Origin of the sequence: Paenibacillus sp. FSL H8-0104 (genome assembly GCF_038050215.1) — a bacterium.
Taxonomy (GTDB): domain Bacteria; phylum Bacillota; class Bacilli; order Paenibacillales; family Paenibacillaceae; genus Paenibacillus; species Paenibacillus amylolyticus.
Genome location: NZ_JBBOTC010000001.1, coordinates 5,394,121 through 5,411,284, shown reverse-complemented (window position 1 = coordinate 5,411,284; position 17,164 = coordinate 5,394,121). Strand labels below are relative to the sequence as shown.

15 protein-coding genes are annotated in these 17,164 nt (G+C 47.1%); 13 read left to right on the top strand and 2 right to left on the bottom strand.

Annotated features, from left to right (window positions below; genetic code table 11):
• The first annotated feature begins 567 nt into the window (after positions 1-567).
• The 9 genes from hisS to NST38_RS23765 all read left to right on the top strand — a co-directional run bounded on the left by hisS (position 568) and on the right by NST38_RS23765 (position 12,180).
• On the top strand, positions 568-1,821 hold the full coding sequence (gene hisS / locus NST38_RS23805; RefSeq protein WP_076252958.1) for a histidine--tRNA ligase: 1,254 nt from the start codon (positions 568-570) through the stop codon (positions 1,819-1,821).
• A gap of 213 nt (positions 1,822-2,034) precedes the next feature.
• On the top strand, positions 2,035-3,813 hold the full coding sequence (gene aspS / locus NST38_RS23800) for an aspartate--tRNA ligase (protein WP_036616911.1): 1,779 nt from the start codon (positions 2,035-2,037) through the stop codon (positions 3,811-3,813).
• Positions 3,814-3,831: 18 nt separating this feature from the next.
• Positions 3,832-4,590, top strand: coding sequence for a tRNA threonylcarbamoyladenosine dehydratase (locus NST38_RS23795; RefSeq protein WP_076252957.1), 759 nt, complete (start codon positions 3,832-3,834; stop codon positions 4,588-4,590).
• Between the two features lie 244 nt (positions 4,591-4,834).
• On the top strand, positions 4,835-6,133 hold the full coding sequence (locus NST38_RS23790) for an NCS2 family permease (protein WP_036616916.1): 1,299 nt from the start codon (positions 4,835-4,837) through the stop codon (positions 6,131-6,133).
• A gap of 73 nt (positions 6,134-6,206) precedes the next feature.
• Positions 6,207-8,006: an ABC transporter ATP-binding protein gene (locus NST38_RS23785; protein ID WP_076252956.1), complete on the top strand. Its 1,800-nt coding sequence runs from the start codon at positions 6,207-6,209 to the stop codon at positions 8,004-8,006.
• Between the two features lie 146 nt (positions 8,007-8,152).
• On the top strand, positions 8,153-8,818 hold the full coding sequence (locus NST38_RS23780; RefSeq protein WP_076252955.1) for a TetR/AcrR family transcriptional regulator: 666 nt from the start codon (positions 8,153-8,155) through the stop codon (positions 8,816-8,818).
• Positions 8,819-8,839: 21 nt separating this feature from the next.
• The gene (locus NST38_RS23775) at positions 8,840-9,646 is read left to right on the top strand and encodes a DUF4097 family beta strand repeat-containing protein (protein WP_127551062.1); all 807 of its coding nucleotides are present in this window, start codon (positions 8,840-8,842) and stop codon (positions 9,644-9,646) included.
• Between the two features lie 45 nt (positions 9,647-9,691).
• Positions 9,692-9,862: a hypothetical protein gene (locus NST38_RS23770; protein ID WP_164783408.1), complete on the top strand. Its 171-nt coding sequence runs from the start codon at positions 9,692-9,694 to the stop codon at positions 9,860-9,862.
• A 137-nt stretch (positions 9,863-9,999) separates the two neighbouring features.
• A complete protein-coding gene (locus tag NST38_RS23765; protein WP_076252953.1) occupies positions 10,000-12,180 on the top strand; it encodes a HelD family protein in 2,181 nt (726 codons plus the stop codon).
• Positions 12,181-12,303: 123 nt separating this feature from the next.
• Here the strand turns inward: NST38_RS23765 and NST38_RS23760 are convergent, their stop codons facing one another.
• Positions 12,304-13,206: a DMT family transporter gene (locus tag NST38_RS23760; protein ID WP_076252952.1), complete on the bottom strand. Its 903-nt coding sequence runs from the start codon at positions 13,204-13,206 to the stop codon at positions 12,304-12,306.
• Positions 13,203-13,946: an SDR family NAD(P)-dependent oxidoreductase gene (locus NST38_RS23755; RefSeq protein WP_076252951.1), complete on the bottom strand. Its 744-nt coding sequence runs from the start codon at positions 13,944-13,946 to the stop codon at positions 13,203-13,205. Before NST38_RS23755 ends, NST38_RS23760 begins: the two co-directional genes overlap by 4 nt.
• Positions 13,947-14,082: 136 nt before the next feature.
• Here NST38_RS23755 and NST38_RS23750 point away from each other — a divergent pair, with 136 nt between their 5' ends.
• From NST38_RS23750 to crcB, 4 genes are read left to right on the top strand one after another with little or no spacing between them, the layout of a single operon-like run.
• Positions 14,083-14,973, top strand: coding sequence for a LysR family transcriptional regulator (locus tag NST38_RS23750; protein ID WP_076252950.1), 891 nt, complete (start codon positions 14,083-14,085; stop codon positions 14,971-14,973).
• A gap of 42 nt (positions 14,974-15,015) precedes the next feature.
• Positions 15,016-16,323 (top strand): replication-associated recombination protein A, encoded by a 1,308-nt coding sequence (locus tag NST38_RS23745; RefSeq protein WP_076252949.1) that lies wholly within the window; start codon positions 15,016-15,018, stop codon positions 16,321-16,323.
• Between the two features lie 33 nt (positions 16,324-16,356).
• Positions 16,357-16,758 (top strand): fluoride efflux transporter FluC, encoded by a 402-nt coding sequence (locus NST38_RS23740; protein WP_036674530.1) that lies wholly within the window; start codon positions 16,357-16,359, stop codon positions 16,756-16,758.
• Positions 16,755-17,114 carry a fluoride efflux transporter CrcB gene (gene crcB / locus NST38_RS23735; RefSeq protein ID WP_076252948.1) on the top strand — a complete coding sequence of 120 codons (360 nt, stop codon included), beginning with the start codon at positions 16,755-16,757 and terminating at the stop codon, positions 17,112-17,114. Before NST38_RS23740 ends, crcB begins: the two co-directional genes overlap by 4 nt.
• Positions 17,115-17,164 lie beyond the last annotated feature (50 nt).

The window sequence follows — 17,164 nt, the reverse complement described above, 5'->3', positions numbered from 1 at the left end:
GACCAGAGAGGAATCCCCAGGCTGTAAGGATTCTCTTGATGAGCGGACGAATGACTTCCCCGAGAACAGACGGCGAACACAGCAGATATGATCTGTTGACCAGTAGCTGGCCTGCGCAGGACGTGCGTTACACGTAGAGCGGAATATCTGCTGATCACAGTGCCTTATGCAATGTTGAATCATCAGAGATCACCTGAACGGCTAAAGTGTCAGGTTTCCGGAATGTGGGTGGTACCACGGGTGAATGTATATTACACAATCTCTCGTCCCTTGTTTGCTGTATACACAGCGACAGGGCGAGGGATTTTTTTGTTATATAAGTTGATTTAAAAGAAATACACGAAAACGGAGATTGTAGAACCAAGCTGTAGAAGCGAAGCGTTCGCCTAAAAGCTTTCTGAAAGAAAGCTGCATCGGAAGCATATGCTATCCCCGGATTTCCACATTATAAAATTAATTCGAAAAATCTGGGGATAACAGCGATTGTAAGGTTGTTCTGCCCGCGCAGTGATCACGTGTAGAATTTTTTAACTTTTAGAGAAAAAAATCAATGCTGGAGGGATCAAGATGGCTTTTCAAAAACCGACTGGAACGCAGGACTTACTGCCTGGAGTTGTCGAGAAATGGCAGTACGTAGAAGAAAAAGCACGAGATCTGTGTCGACGGTTTAATTACCGTGAGATTCGCACACCGATCTTCGAACAGACTTCTTTATTTGTACGCGGTGTAGGAGAGACTACCGATATCGTTGAGAAAGAAATGTATACCTTTGATGACAAAGGCAATCGCAGCATGACTCTTCGTCCAGAGGGAACAGCAGGTGTTGTCCGTGCGTATGTAGAGAATAAAATCTACGGTGAACCGGATGTGAGCAAGCTCTATTACATCGGTCCGATGTTCCGGTATGAGCGTCCGCAGGCAGGCCGTCAGCGTCAGTTCCACCAGTTTGGTGTAGAAGCCATCGGTGCGCTGGACCCGGCAATTGATGCCGAAGTAATCGCACTAGGTTACCAGTTGTGCGTCGAGCTCGGCTTGAAGGATGTAAAAGTGGAGATCAACTCCGTTGGTAACTCAACCAGCCGTGCAGAATACCGCGAGACGTTACTTGGGTTCCTCAGACCGATGAAAGACAGCCTGTGCAAGGACTGCCAGTCCCGCATGGAGCGTAATCCGCTGCGTGTGCTCGACTGCAAAGTCGATCAAGACAAATTCGTTGGGGCACCGTCGATACTGGATAGTCTGGATGAAGAGTCTTTGAATCACTTTGCCAAGCTGCAGGCATACCTGGATGATTTCGGAGTGGATTATGCTGTGAACAATCGTCTGGTACGGGGCTTGGATTATTACACGCTAACTGCTTTTGAATTAAAAGCCCAAGGTATTGGAGCAATAGATACGGTTGGCGGCGGTGGTCGGTACAATGGTCTGGTTGGAGATATCGGCGGACCTGATCAGCCGGGCATCGGCTTCGGTATTGGTCTGGAGCGTATTCAACTGATTCTGGAGCACCAAAATATTGAGGTTAGTACGCTGGCTCCACTGGATGTGTACTTTGTTGCTCTGGGAGAGGCTGCTGATCGTGAAGTGAACCGTCTGTTGTTCAAACTTCGTCAGTCTGGACTGTCTGGGGAACGTGATTATCTGGGTCGCAAGATGAAAGCACAGATGAAATCAGCTGACCGTTTCAAATCCCGCTACACTGCCATCCTTGGTGATGACGAGCTGGAGCGTGGTGAGATCGCCCTCAAATCAATGGATACGGGTGAGCAACAAACCGTGAAACTTGATGACCTGGTAGCGACAATTCGCGAAGGTAAATAAGCACGAAGTGTTACATTAAGATCAAAACTTTCGAGTAAAACAATTGATCCGGCAAAAGTACTGAGGTTCACCGACGATTCCAATTAAGCGGAAGTTGGCGAGCCAGAGGTAACATGCCTTTTCGAATACATGGTCTACACGTAACCGGACTGTTGAAGAGCAGGTACTAACTGCCCACACAGAACGGAAATTCACATAATGAGGAGTTTGGTTATGAAAAGAAGTCATCATTGCGGCGCATTAACACCCGCACACATCGGTGAAACAGTAACATTGAACGGTTGGGTTCAGACCCGCCGTGACTTGGGGGGCGTACTCTTCATCGACCTGCGTGATCGCAGCGGGATTGTACAAGTTGTCTTTAACCCGGCTTATTCCGGTGAAGCTCTGCAAATCGCAGATCGCGTACGTAGCGAGTATGTTATCGCTGTAACGGGTAAAGTTGTTAAACGTGATGCAGAAACTGTTAATAAAAACCTGCCTACAGGCGAAATTGAAGTTCAAATTACAGAAATCGAAGTGCTGAACGCAGCTAAAACACCTCCATTCTTCATTGAAGATGGTGTCGAAGTTGATGAATCCCTTCGTTTGAAATATCGTTACCTGGACCTGCGTCGTCCGGAAATGTTTGAAACATTGAAACTGCGTTCCAAAGCATCCAAAGTGTTCCGTGACTACCTGGATGGAGAAGAGTTCGTTGAAGTGGAAACACCAATCCTGACCAAGAGCTCCCCGGAAGGTGCGCGTGATTATCTCGTACCGAGCCGTGTGCATGAAGGTGAATTCTTCGCCTTGCCACAATCCCCACAAATCTACAAACAATTGCTGATGGTTGGTGGCGTTGAGCGTTATTATCAGATCGCTCGTTGTTTCCGGGATGAGGATCTGCGTGCAGACCGTCAACCAGAATTCACTCAAGTCGACATCGAGACTTCTTTCTTGCAACAGGATGACCTGCTGCCAATGATGGAAGAACTGATGGCCAAATTGCTACGTGAAACCAAAGGAATTGAGCTGGAACTGCCTTTCCAACGGATTACGTATGCAGATGCAATGGGTAAATACGGTTCAGACAAACCAGATCTGCGCTTTGGTATGGAACTGGTTGAAATGAACGATATCGTAGCAAACAGTGGTGTGAAAGTATTTGCTTCTGTCATCGAAAAAGGTGGAGAAGTGAAAGTGCTGAACGCTAAAGGCTGTGGCACATGGAGTCGTAAAGAGATCGATGATCTCGGACCATTTGCTGCACGTTACGGTGCGAAAGGTCTGGCTTGGATTCAAGTGAAAGACGGCGAGTTCAAAGGGCCAATCGTGAAGTTCTTCACGCCTGAAGAAATCGAAGCTGTCAAAGAACGTACTGGTGCTGAAGATGGCGACTTGTTGCTCTTCTCCGCAGACACTAAAAAAGTGGTTGCTGACGTTCTGGGCGCATTGCGTCTGAAAATCGGCCGTCAACTTGGACTGATCGATGACAGCAAATTCAAATTTGCTTGGGTTGTGGACTTCCCACTCCTCGGATATGATGAAGATGCGAAACGTTATGTGGCAGAACACCATCCCTTCACACGTCCAAAAGACGAAGATGTACATCTGTTCGACACTGATCCGGGTGCAATCCGTGCTCAAGCCTATGACCTTGTTCTCAATGGTTATGAAGTAGGTGGCGGTTCAATGCGTATCTACAAACGTGATGTTCAGGAGAAAATGTTTGCTGCCCTTGGACTCTCTACAGAAGTAGCGAATGAGAAATTCGGCTATCTGTTGGAAGCTTTCGAATATGGAACTCCACCGCATGGTGGTATTGCCTTTGGTCTGGACCGCCTCGTGATGTTGCTGGCGGGCCGCACGAATCTGCGTGAAACGATTGCCTTCCCGAAAACGGCAAGTGCAACGGATCTGCTCATGAATGCACCATCCGAAGTGGATGACTCACAATTGGAACAACTGCATATCCGCGTAGCCCGTAAACCGGTAGCGGAAAAGAAATAAAGGAGGCATCGATTCTCAATGCTCCATCAATTTTCAAGAACAGAACTTGCGATCGGACCTGAAGGTCTGAACACATTGAAGAATAGTACAGTCGCTGTGCTCGGTATTGGCGGCGTAGGTGGAATTGCTGTAGAAGCTCTTGCCCGTAGCGGCGTTGGGCGTATCATCCTGATTGATAAGGACGTCGTGGACATCACCAATATTAACCGCCAGATTCATGCTCTGACTACGACAGTGGGGCAGAAAAAAGCGGATCTGATGGTGGAACGTGTGAAACTGATCAATCCGGAATGTGATGCAATTGCCCTGAATATGTTTTACACGGAAGAAACATATGAGGAATTGTTCAAATATGATCTGGATTATGTGCTGGATGCATCCGACACGATTATCTACAAAATCCATCTCATTAAAGAGTGCCTGAAACGTAAAATTCCGATGATTTCGAGTATGGGTGCGGCGAATAAAATGGACCCGACGAAATTCCAGGTTGCAGATATTTCGAAAACGACCATGGACCCGATTGCCCGTGTTGTGCGTACGACACTTCGTAAAGACGGCATCAAAAAAGGTGTGAAAGTGGTCTTCTCGACTGAAAAGCCGATGAAACCGCGTGAGGATGTAACACAAAAAATCGTTCCCGAGAATGCTCCGGAAATTCGCAAGGCTAAACAGCCACCTGCGAGTAACTCATTTGTGCCTCCGGTAGCCGGACTGATTATGGTCAGTGTTGCGATTAAGGATTTGTTAGAAATTGCAGAGAACAAGCAGCTGTAACTTGTTTCCAACTGAAGAAGCGTGGATGCTGATAAGGCATCTGCGCTTTTTTGTGTGATCATACTTCGCAAGAGAGGAGCGGATGGGACGTCAATCGTCTATGATAGCCGAACTGTATTCCTAGATAAATGTCAGAGTTACGTCATGTACTTCAAAGTCAAAACCGTGTATGATATTCACTGCTGCGCGAAATGATGATACATACATAAAGAATTTGCGGCTACAGAGAGGGGAATAGAACGAAATGAAACACGGATGGATGACCAGACGTCTTGGCATGGAGCCAGGAGACCAGTGGAAGAAGGAAGTTGTGGCGGGAGCCATTTCCTATTTTGCCGTGGTCTATATCGTTATGGTCAATGCTACAATTCTTTCCGATGCCGGGATGCCTTTGCAGGCAGCTATGGTTGGAACACTGCTGACGTCCATTGCAGGATGTTTGCTCATGGCATTTGGCGGAAAATCACCGATTATCGTGGTACCCGGAATGGGGATTAATGCATTTTTCACGTATACACTTGTACATTCCATGAAATTAAGCTGGCAAGAAGCGCTGGCTGTTGTAACCGTTACAGGTATACTGTTTGCCATTGTTGCGTTTACGTCACTATACAAAATGATCAGCGAAGCAATCCCGAAAAATCTGCAGCATGGCATTACGGTCGGGATTGGTTTGTTTCTGACATTTATCGGTTTGCAAAAAAGTGGAATCGTTATCGCACATCAGACCACGTTTGTTGCGATTGGGCATTTCAATGATCCCAATGTCATTACAGCCTGCGTTACGCTGGTGCTTGCCTTGATTTTATTTATACGTAACGTACAGGGTGGACTTCTGATCAGTATTCTGGTCGGGACAGGCCTTGCCTATGTACTTGGTGCAGTGAACCCGGGTGAGTCCGTATCAGCTATGGATGCGCTGCGTCAATACGGCGGCTTGTTTGGCGAATTATCTTTGATGAAACTGGCTGATGTCGCATTCTGGATCGCGGTATTTTTGCTACTGCTAATTGTGGTGTTCGAAAATATCGGATTAATTACCGCTCAGACACAGATGATTGGTCGTCCAGAGCGGTTCAAAGGAAGTCTACGCGCACTATCCATTAGTACCGTATTGGCAGGCGTATTCGGAAGCAGCCCTCCAGTTGCTGCAGCCGAGACTACAGCCGGAATTGCAGCAGGCGGTCGCACAGGTTTGACTCCGCTCGTTACAGCCGTGTTATTCGGGGCTACTTTTTTCTTCATCCCACTGCTCGGTTACATTCCGGACAGTGCAATTGCACCCATTTTGATCATTATTGGTGGCCTGATGGTACAAGGTGTGAAAGATATGGATTTTGGTGACTTCACAGAGGCATTCCCGGCATTTCTGATCATGGTCATGATTCCATTTACATATAGCATCGTGGACGGTATGGCGTTTGGATTTATTGCCTATCCATTAGCGAAGCTGGCAGCAGGTCAAGGTAAACAGGTGCCTGTGGTCATGTATGGCATTTCCATCCTCTTTTTAGCCAACTTTGTGTTGCATGGAGTTTTGTAATAACAAAAGGCAACGTCATGTAAGTTCATACGTATGATCTCTGGTGAGCAGATGGAGAACGGGAGGAACGGGAATGGAAGAGCAGCAACAAACAGGGCAGAATGAACCGAAGGTAGGAAAAAAGGGATTTAAGGATTTCGTCAAGCTTATCGCTTCCACGAACCCGCCAAAACTGATCTTGATTCTGGCCCTCATCTTAACCCTGATTCAAACTACAGCCGGACTGATCGTGCCATTGATGACCAAAGGTCTGATTGATGGATTAACCACTTCGGCATTGAACAAATCTGTTATTTTGTTATTGCTTGGGGCATTTGTGATTCAGGCGATTGCCTCGGGTATTAGCATTTATATGTTAAATTACGCCGGACAACGCGTCGTCGCAACACTTCGCACCAAGCTGTGGAACAAGGTATTGTCGCTACGAATGCCGTATTTCGACCGCAATCGTACAGGCGATACGATGAGCCGGATTACGAATGATACAAGCCAGATCATGACGTTGATCGCGGATTATCTGGTTTCCTTTGTATCCAACATCGTTGCTGTTGTGGGTGGCGTGGCATTACTATTTTACTTGGATTGGGTGATGTCGCTCATTATTCTGAGTCTGGTGCCGCTTACGCTGTTGATTCTGTTGCCGGTGGGTAAGAAAATGTACAAGATCTCCAAGAAGCAGCAGGATGAGATGGCTGGTCTTACGTCCGTGCTCAGTCAGGTTATTGGCGAGATCCGCTTGGTGAAAGCTTACGGAACGGAGAAACAGGAAGTGGAAGCAGGAGATTCCCGGATTCGTAAAATGTTTGCTTTTGGCTTGCAGGAAGCGCGCATTCTTGCTCTGATCGGTCCTTTGTTTACATTTGTCATGACTGCCGTTCTAGTCGTTATTCTGGGTGTGGGGGGAATGCGCGTAGCGTCTGGACTGTTGTCGCCTGGTGAACTGGTTGCGTTCATTTTACTGTTGTTCCAGGTCATTATGCCAATGGGACAATTCACGACGTTATACTCCCGTTTGCAAAAAGTCGTAGGTGCAACGGAGCGCATACAAGCTATTCTTGCCGATGAGGAAGAGCCACATGACAGCACTAAGGTAGCGCCAAAAGGAAATGAGACGATTGCATTCCATGATGTACATTTTTCCTATGTTACAGGTGAGGAAGTGTTGCACGGAATCAATTTGACGGTACCTACACAAAAAGTGACAGCCATTGTCGGTCCAAGCGGTAGCGGCAAATCAACACTGTTCTCTTTGATGGAGCAGTTTTATATGCCCGATTCAGGCCATATTTCATATGGGGGACAAGCCATAACAGATTATTCTTTGGCCTCCTGGCGCAGCAAGATTGGGTATGTATCTCAGGAAAGTCCACTTATGGCGGGTACGATCAAAGACAACATCACGTACGGATTAGGTCGTGAGGCCACGATGGATGAGATCCGACGAGCTGCTGAGATGGCCTATTCTGCCGACTTTATCGACAAGCTGCCACAGGGCTATGACACGGAAGTGGGCGAGAGGGGAATCAAGTTATCCGGGGGCCAACGTCAGCGGATTGCTATTGCTCGTGCCTTACTGCGCAGTCCGGATATTCTTATGTTGGATGAAGCGACATCCAGTCTGGACAGCACCTCGGAGTATGAAGTACAGCAAGCATTGTCCAATCTGATGGAAGGAAGAACTACGATCGTGATCGCGCACCGATTGTCCACAGTGGTGGATTCCGATCAGATTGTTGTATTGGAGCATGGGCATGTTACCGGAACAGGAACGCATACGGAATTAATTAGCAATCATCCGGTATACCGTGAGTTAGCTCAAAAACAGTTTGTGGCACAGGAAGGCAATGCAACTACAGTACAAAACGAAGAGTAATTCTCATTAATACAGGGTCTCCGTAATACCCATGAGGTATTTCAACGGAGATCCTTTTTCTTTTTCTAAAATTCCTCATATTGACAGTAAGACCAACATACTCTATATTATAGATACCGACCGTTGGTATGTATAAGGAGGAACTTATGGCCAGAAATAAATATCCTGAGCAGACACTGGACCTGATTCTGACTGTCTCAACTCAAATGTTTACCGAAAAGGGATATGAAAAAACCAGTATTCAAGACATTATAGATGAATTAGGTATGTCTAAAGGTGCGATATATCATCATTTCAAATCCAAGGAGGATATCCTTAGTGCAGTGATGGAGAAGGAGCTCGGGCGGGCAGAAGACATGTTTATGGAACTCATCCAGAACACGCATGCTCCGAATGCCAGACAGAAGCTCATCAGTATTTTGGAAAATATTATCGTTGATCCTGGAATTCAGTCCAACTCAATTGATCAGGTTCTTAGCACTCAGATCAAGAATCCGCAGTTTGTTCTTGGAGGGATCAGAAAAGGTGTTCTGAAGGATGCACGAATTATTGCCAATATTATGGAACAAGGCAAGGAAGATGGGTCCATTTCAGTCGAATATCCGCTGGAGTGTGCTGAAATCTTCATGCTGCTTGTTAACATTTGGATCAACCCTTTTCTATTTGGCAGAGATCAGGAGCAGACATTGGAAAGGCTTAAGTTTTTGCAACACATGATGAAGCTCTTGGGAGCAGATATCGTTAGCGAACAGCTCATTCAGCGAATTACGAATCGCCATGCCAGCACAGGAGGCTATGCGGAGGCGGAATAAACATATACCTGATTGTTTGAAATGGAGAGGGAAAAGATGTTGAAAAGTAGTGAGCTTGCCATATGCAAGAGCATAGACATTGATCAACCCATTCATGATATACAGTTAAATTGGTTGTCAGGAGATATCAGAGTTCTTCCGAGTGTGGATGAACTGATTCACGTTATGCAATATGCGGATGCGTGCTTTTCCAAGCGAAGGCTGATGCAAGTTAACATACGAGGGGATACCTTAAGCATTGTAGACGGGAGAAAAAGGAGAGGCCTCGTTGGAATAAATATTGCTAGAACAGCATTGGAGATTCAGCTTCCTGATCGGGTTTTTGATCGTATTTTACTAAACTCCACAGGAGGACAACTCCGGTTGAATCGGCTTCTGGCCACTCGCTGTCAATGTAAGATCACCTCAGGTAGTGTAGACCTATCAGGGAGGATGGATGAGCTTGAACTGTGTGCATTGGCATCGATAGTGAAAGGGCAGCACCTTAGTGCAGATAAGCTTAATCTTCAATCCAGTTCAGCCAAGATCGACATATCAGGGGAATTCCGTCACTTGCAGTATACAACTACAGGCAGAGGATTGAATATGGATTGTCTCAAGATGCCGGAGAGCTTGCATTCCGTATCCACAGGATCAAAAGTAGTGGTTTCCATTCCAGATAACGAAGGTTTCCGAATTTTACTTAAAAGAAGATCAGGAGCGTTAAAAAGCGAATTTGATTTGACTCCCCTTCATGGGGACAGCAACTGTCTAATACACAAAAGTGGAAAAAGTGAATTCCAAGTGGATATTCGAGGAGGAGCTTTTCATCTAAAATCCAGGAAATGAGAGACTGTTCGTGTGTACTGAAAACAAAGGGGGGCGGTAGGTATAATGGCTGGTTGGATTGTAGGGATTAGTTTTTCCACCATCGTACTGCTAATCGGGATTTACGGCGCATTAAACAGCAGGCGCAGGCTGGCCAGAAACAAGTGGGCCTGGTGGTTTATTCTGTTTGGTTGTTGTGCGCTTGTCAGTGCCATCATTAATTATCAATTCAGATGAGCCTCATATATTACAAAAGTAAGCCTACAAAAACGGATGTGGCTTTCAATTGCCCTATGTGATATAGTAAGTATCCTTTTGTATTGCCAGATCTAGGCGATGCAGAGCAAAACATATTCTTAGGAGGTAACTGAAACATGTCAGACAGCTTTCAAAGTGCCTATCAAGAAGAAGAGTACAGGTTAGAGCGAACGATGGAGGAAGTGGATAGTCAGCTGGAACGACTGCAGAACATTCCGGTATACACCGGCCACGACTTCACAGAACAAGTGCTGGAAGCTGGACGCGAAGAGCGCCGCACCGCCTTGTCCAAGAGCGCGCAGCAACCCTATTTCGGACGCTTGGATTTCGAAGAACAGGGCAGTGGTGCACGGAAACCGCTGTATATTGGCAAAATTGGCGTAGACCGCGAAGAGGTGGGAGAGCATCCGCTCGTCATCGACTGGCGTGCTCCTGTCGCAAGCCTGTTTTACTCATTTACGGGAGGGGAAGCCTCCGCTACGTATGAAGCCCCGGAAGGGCTTATTGAAGGTCTCGTATATCTGAAACGAAACGTTGTCATTCGGCAGCGGATATTGGAACGTGTGGCGGATACATATAACCGTGATAGCGACCAGCCAGCGGTATCTGATGAATTCCTCGTTTATCGTCTCGGAGAGAACAAGGATAACAAACTGCGTGATATCGTATCTACGATTCAAGCGGAGCAGGATCTGATTATTCGTGCGGCGAGAAACACTGCATTGATCATTCAGGGTGTAGCTGGATCCGGGAAAACGACGGTTGCCCTGCATCGACTTGCCTTTTTGCTATATCAGTATAAGGAGCAGGTATCTGCGGAGAAAATGGTTATTTTTGCACCCAACCATATGTTCCTGGACTACATTTCTGATGTGCTTCCGGAACTTGGAGTAGGGGACATTCAACAGCGGACATTCCCGGATTGGGCGATGAACCTGCTGGGGCTGGATATGCCTTTGGCGAATACGTCGGATACATTGAACACCTGGTTCGAAAAACCTGATGCACGACCTGAATTGAATGATGATGTACCTGGGCGTTACAAAGGATCCATCCGTTTCATGGAGCTTATTCGAGAATGGTTGTCGGGGATGGAAGCGGATTCCGTACCGGATACGGACTTCAGTCCATGGGATGGTAAGGTGCTTAGCAAGACAGAGATCGAGAACTGGTTCGGTGAGGAATACAAACATTATCCACTGGCCAAACGCAAAGAACGGGTTATGGCGAGAGTTCACCGCTGGATTGAGATGGAACTTAAGAAACCGATGCCAGAAGCTGTGCGTAAAGAACGCAAGAAAAAAGCGTCTACTCGTGAGAAAGCTTATGCCAAAAAATGGCCTCAATACGAGCCGCTTACGTTATACAAACAGCTGTTCAAAGCTGGAAAGGGCGGCTGTGTGCCAGCCTCGCTCAGCGGGCTGATTCCAAAACTAGTCATGAAACAAACCGCAGCAGATCTGAAACAGGATATCGTCCGTGAAGAGGATCTGCCTGCATTGGTATACATTCATACATTGGTCCATGATATTGAGGGCTCGGAGCGGTTTGATCATATTGTGATCGATGAAGCGCAGGACTTTTCCCCTTTTCATGTGGCGTTATTGGATCAGTTCGTCAAAGGGCATTCCTTCACCATACTGGGTGACTTGTCTCAAGGCATTCATGAGTACCGTGGTGTTCATGCGTGGGAAGAGATGAGTTCTTTATTTCCTGAGGAACAGAATGCATACTTTGCATTGACCCGAAGTTATCGTTCAACGATGGAAATTATCGATTATGCCAACACGATTCTGGAACGTGGTGTCAAGAGCGGGATTACGGCGATTCCTGTTTTCCGTAGTGGTGATCCGGTTCGGACGTTGGCTTATGGAGGCGAAGGGCGGACGGCGAGTCTGGAGCAGGCTTTGAAGCTGTTAACGGTCAAAGACTACCGAACGGTCTCCATCCTGACTCGTACACTGCATGAAGCAGAGGAACTTCACCGTGACCTACAGGCTGCAGGCTGGGATCTAAACTTGATCGATGGTGGCAAAAAGCAGTACACAGGTGGGCACTCCGTTTTACCGGTCTATCTGTCTAAAGGGTTGGAGTTTGATGCCGTTATTGTGGCAGACGTAGATCAGAAGCATTATTTGCCAAATGCAGGTGATGCAAAGCTGTTGTACGTTGGTTGTACACGGGCCTTGCACGAATTGTGGTTGTTCCATGACGGTGAACTGCCGATCTATGCGGCTGCAACACATAATCCCGATGGCGAGTCCGTAACCATTCAGGGTTGGCCAGAGCTTGGCTAGATAAAGTTTATTTATACAGAAAAAGGCATGACGTTTATGGAGAGTCCCATAAGCGCATGCCTTTTTTGCTTTTGTGCGAGAAATGATTAATCTTCCAAGGAAGAACGATGGGGGAGTTCAAGTTTATGTTACGCTATTTCTCATTCTGGATGAGCGACGGTTCACCAGGAATATGCCAACACCAATAAATAAACCGCCTGCTAATGCAAACCACTGAACGTGCTCTCCTAGTAAAATCCAACTCGATAGTACACCAAAGAACGGCGCCAGAAACAGATACGAACTGGTTTGGGCTGGGTCACTATTCTGAAGCAGATAAAACCAGAGTGAGAACTGAATGATGGAGCAAACAAGCGTTAACCAGAGCAGCGCCATAACCGAGGTGGTATTGATCGTAAAGTGAGGCTGTTCAGTCCATACGCTCAGCAGAAGCAACGCAGCACCTCCAGCAAGCATCTGATAGGCTGTTAAGACAAAAGTATCGTAGCCATTGCCCCAGCGTTTGATGAGCAATGTGGACACGGCAAAGGAGATCGCTCCACCAAATCCAATCCAGGTTCCGGGGCTAAAGCTCATTTGCATTCCAAAGGTTAACATAATCCCGATGAAACCGAGTATAACACCGATCCACTGACTGAAACGGTAGGTCACTCTATATAAGAGAGCACTGAGGATAATGACCAGTAGCGGATTGGTAAACGTAATAATGGCGGATTCACCGGATGTAATCCAGTTCATGCTGTAGTAGGCGCAGCCCATCACTCCTGCGGATTGGAACAGGCCAATAAGGATTATTTTCAACCAAGACTGCCATCCAGTAGGCAAAGGACGTTTACGAAGGAACAAGGCCATCAAGCCACCTGCCAGTATATAACGTATGCCCATGAGCAGGAAAGGTGGGGCATATAACATGCCGATCTTGCCAACTGGAAAAGAAGTGCCCATGATTAACGTTGTCAAAATGATCAATAATGTATATTTCAATGGTTTGATGATCCGGGTATCTTTATCATGACTGGAGCTCATAACGTCTGTCCGCTATCTACAGTAATTAGTTGCCCGGTCATGGATTGCTGTTCCAGCGCAGCACAGATCATGTGTGCGATATCTTCAGGTGAGGCAATATGCTGTAATAACACTTCTCCACCAAGACGATACATTCGCTCCTCGTTTCCAGCCCACCACCTTGTAGCAACTGCGCCAGGGACGATAGCATTCACCCGAATGTGTGGTGAGAGTGCGTGCGCAAGTGATAAAGTTAGACCGTGAACGGCCGCTTTGGAGACGGCGTAAGGGAGGCAGGAGCCCGAGCCCGTACTGCCTGCGATGCTGCCCAAATTCACGATAGAACCACCGCCAGCCTGTCTCATGCCTTCCGTCACTGCACGAGCGCAATGAAACATGCCTTTCACATTCACATCAAGTAGCTCATTCCAGACGTCATCTGTAACAGACTCCAGATCGTGCATGGGGATATGACGCGTGATTCCGGCGTTATTTACAAGTGCAGTGATCGGGCCGTAGGTTTCAGTTATTGTAGTGACCATCCGCCGGACATCAAGATCATTGGCAACATTAGCTTGAACGGCGAATGCATGGCCTCCCGTATCCAAAATGTGTTGAACAGTCTCTCTTGCTGCATCTTGTGAGCGGGAATAGTTGACAGCGACCAAGGCTCCGCGTTCAGCGAGCATCTCACTTACAGCACGTCCTATACCTGTTCCACCACCTGTGATCAGAGCAACTCTATTTTTCCAGTATGTCATGCTGAACACTCCTTATCATCATCCAGTCAGATGACTGGTTTGGGATCTACATGAATTGTAGTCCGGTTTACACATGAAGTATAATGATTGGTAATGAAGCGGATATCATTTTGAATGATGTCAGAGTGGAGGGACCATGGAGAGCGGGGATCTTAGAATATTTCAGTGTGTTGCACAGGAAGGGAATCTGACCAAAGCTGCCTCTAAACTGGGGTATGTTCAATCCAACGTAACGGCACGAATTCGGCATCTGGAAGCAGAAGTAGGTACAACGTTGTTCATTCGTCATAACCGAGGCATGACGTTATCTCCAGCCGGAGAGATGCTGCTGACCTATGCAGATAAAATTATTGGCTTGCTGAATGATGCTTCCAAGGCGCTTCGGGCGACGAGCACACCATCGGGTCCAATGCGAATAGGTTCTACACAAACCTCAGCGGCCGTGCGGCTACCTGAACTTTTCGTCAGATATTACAAACAGTATCCAGATGTCTCCTTGTCACTGGTTACTGGCAATTCGCAGATGCTTATGGATCAGGTTATTGGGTATGAATTGGAGGGAGCATTTATAGGCTGTCCCTGTGATCATCCTGATATCGTTTCTATTCCCGTATTTGATGAGGAACTATTTGTTGTCTATTCTGGTATGGGTCCTACGGATGAAGATCTTAAGAGTAAACCTATTCTTGTCTACAGCATGGGGTGTTCCTATCGTCAGGTTTTGGAGGAATGGTTAGAGGTGGGTGGTGTTACCCGTCCAGTAATTATGGAATTCGGAACCCTTGAAGCGATTATTAGTGGAGTTACGTCCGGTATGGGAATTTCCTTATTACCAGAGATTGTGATTAGGCATCAGATCAAAAATGGATTATTGCGCACGCATACACTCCCCGTAGGTATGAATCGCATGATGACTCATTTTATTACTCGCAAGGATACCTTTGTCAGCAGTGCACTTCATGCATTTATGGCTATGTTACCGCGAGAGTATGATATGATAGAGAGTGGAGAACCATCAGAAGTATAATTGTAATCAAGGCAAGGCAATCCGTTAAGGAAGTGATGAGCAATGGATTTATTTTCGTTTCAACAGGACTCAAAACCACAAGCTAGACTGCTCGCGGACCGCTTGCGGCCAGAGCATCTGGATGAATATATTGGACAGGAACATATTATTGGACCAGGGAAATTACTCCGGCGCGCCATCGAGGCTGATCAGATTTCGTCCATCTTGTTATACGGCCCTCCGGGATGTGGCAAGACAACCTTGGCACATATTATTTCCCAGCAAACGCAAGGACAGTTCGTACGTCTGAATGCAGTGGAAGCTTCCGTCAAGGATGTGCGTGAAGTTATCGAACAGGCCCAAACGAACAAACAGCTGTATGGAACAAAAACCATTTTGTTCCTCGACGAGGTACATCGGTTTAACAGTTCACGTCAGGATGCGCTATTGCCAGCGGTAGAGAAGGGTACGATTATTTTTATCGGCGCAACAACAGAGAATCCCTTTCATTATGTCAATGGAGCCTTGATGAGTCGCTCCACCCTGTTCCAGCTGGAATCGCTGAACAAGGATCATTCCCTAATTGCAATGCGCAGAGCATTGAGTGATGTGGACAAAGGTCTGGGGTTCATGGAACTACAGGCGGACGATGAGGCGCTAGAGCATATTGCCACGATGGCCAACGGAGATATTCGGCGTGCGCTTAATGCGCTTGAACTGGCTGCGTTGACCACGCCACCGGAGAAGGATGGGTCCATTCATATCACGCTTGGTGTAGCTGAAGAGTCTATTCGGCGCCCCATTGTGAAGGCAGATGAATCCACACAGTATGATGTGCTGTCTGCATTTCACAAGAGTATTCGGGGTTCCAGTGATGCGGCGTTGTTTTGGTTTCTATACGCGGTGGAGAAGCTCGGCATGGACCCGATGACCTTCATTCGGCGTCTGATTGCAGCGAGCAGTGAAGATATTGGACTTGCAAACCCGCAAGCCATGACTCAGGCGATTGGAGCACTTGATGCGTACCGAAATAACGGCTGGCCCGAAGCCAAGCTGAACATTGCACAAGCGATTCTGTTCGCGGTCGAAAGTCCAAAATCCAATGCGGTGTACACCGCCATTTCCAAAGCCATGAACGCGATTGATGAGATGAAATCGGCAGAAGTTCCGCTTCACTTACGAGATACGCATTACTCAGGTGCCGTGAAGCTTGGACATGAGGGCTATCAATATCCACACAACTATCCGGGGCATTACGTGAAACAAGAATATTTGCCAAAGCAGCTCTCACGGAGAGTATTCTATGAGGCAACGGAGCAGGGTAACGAATCGAAGATCAGGCTGAACCAACAGCGGCGCAGAGATCTATAAGATCAGTCAGATCACTCGGGAGATGCACACAACATGAAAGAGCTTTTGTATATAGGGGCGGGTGGATTTCTCGGTACATTGACCCGATATGCCATACAGTTAGCGATACCAACTGTCCATGGGGGGTTCCCTTGGGCGGTGCTGTTAATCAATGCGATGGGCAGCCTTTTTTTGGGTTGGTTCTTTACCATAGCTGTTCCAGGCAAAATAACACCACAACTTCGACTGGCGATTGGTACAGGTTTTACTGGCGCATTTACGACATTCTCCACGTTTACGCTTGATATTGTTCGTTTATCCGAAGGGGGCGAATGGATCAGTGCCGCTATTTATATGATCGTGAGTCTGTTGGCAGGATTGTTGCTCTGTGCGCTGGGAATGAGCCTTGGACATCGTATGTTGGGAGCACAAAGACAAGAGGGTGATGCCTCATGATCCTGTGGATTGGCTTTGCAGGTGTGCTGGGTGCGGTACTGCGTTACAGTCTGGGAAAATGGGTCTCTGGCTTGCTGGGAATGGCCTTTCCATGGGGAACATGGATCATCAACATCAGTGGTTCACTGTTGCTTGGGTTGTTATATGGGTGGCATGAATCTGCAATGATCTCAGATGGAATCTGGGTGATGTGGGGAACCGGATTTTGCGGTGCGTACACCACGTTCTCTACCTTTGGTTATGAGACGTTAGGACTTATGGGTCGACAACGATACGCAAGCGCGGCGCTCTACGTTGTAAGTTCGGTTCTAGTTGGGGTGTTGGCCGCCTGGGCAGGAGTCTGGTTGACTGCATAACGAACTATTTTTTATTTTTTTGCAAAAATAAGCAGGAAAAAAGCCATCCT

What these genes read in the sequence shown, in the direction of transcription:
- NST38_RS23790 (WP_036616916.1), top strand. Translation starts at nt 4,835, where the DNA reads ATGAAACACGGATGGATGACCAGACGTCTTGGCATGGAGCCAGGAGAC.
- NST38_RS23785 (WP_076252956.1), top strand. Translation starts at nt 6,207, where the DNA reads ATGGAAGAGCAGCAACAAACAGGGCAGAATGAACCGAAGGTAGGAAAA.
- NST38_RS23740 (WP_036674530.1), top strand. Translation starts at nt 16,357, where the DNA reads ATGAAAGAGCTTTTGTATATAGGGGCGGGTGGATTTCTCGGTACATTG.
- hisS (WP_076252958.1), top strand. Translation starts at nt 568, where the DNA reads ATGGCTTTTCAAAAACCGACTGGAACGCAGGACTTACTGCCTGGAGTT.
- aspS (WP_036616911.1), top strand. Translation starts at nt 2,035, where the DNA reads ATGAAAAGAAGTCATCATTGCGGCGCATTAACACCCGCACACATCGGT.
- NST38_RS23765 (WP_076252953.1), top strand. Translation starts at nt 10,000, where the DNA reads ATGTCAGACAGCTTTCAAAGTGCCTATCAAGAAGAAGAGTACAGGTTA.
- NST38_RS23770 (WP_164783408.1), top strand. Translation starts at nt 9,692, where the DNA reads ATGGCTGGTTGGATTGTAGGGATTAGTTTTTCCACCATCGTACTGCTA.
- NST38_RS23745 (WP_076252949.1), top strand. Translation starts at nt 15,016, where the DNA reads ATGGATTTATTTTCGTTTCAACAGGACTCAAAACCACAAGCTAGACTG.
- crcB (WP_076252948.1), top strand. Translation starts at nt 16,755, where the DNA reads ATGATCCTGTGGATTGGCTTTGCAGGTGTGCTGGGTGCGGTACTGCGT.
- NST38_RS23755 (WP_076252951.1), bottom strand. Translation starts at nt 13,946, where the DNA reads ATGACATACTGGAAAAATAGAGTTGCTCTGATCACAGGTGGTGGAACA.
- NST38_RS23775 (WP_127551062.1), top strand. Translation starts at nt 8,840, where the DNA reads ATGGAGAGGGAAAAGATGTTGAAAAGTAGTGAGCTTGCCATATGCAAG.
- NST38_RS23760 (WP_076252952.1), bottom strand. Translation starts at nt 13,206, where the DNA reads ATGAGCTCCAGTCATGATAAAGATACCCGGATCATCAAACCATTGAAA.
- NST38_RS23750 (WP_076252950.1), top strand. Translation starts at nt 14,083, where the DNA reads ATGGAGAGCGGGGATCTTAGAATATTTCAGTGTGTTGCACAGGAAGGG.
- NST38_RS23780 (WP_076252955.1), top strand. Translation starts at nt 8,153, where the DNA reads ATGGCCAGAAATAAATATCCTGAGCAGACACTGGACCTGATTCTGACT.
- NST38_RS23795 (WP_076252957.1), top strand. Translation starts at nt 3,832, where the DNA reads ATGCTCCATCAATTTTCAAGAACAGAACTTGCGATCGGACCTGAAGGT.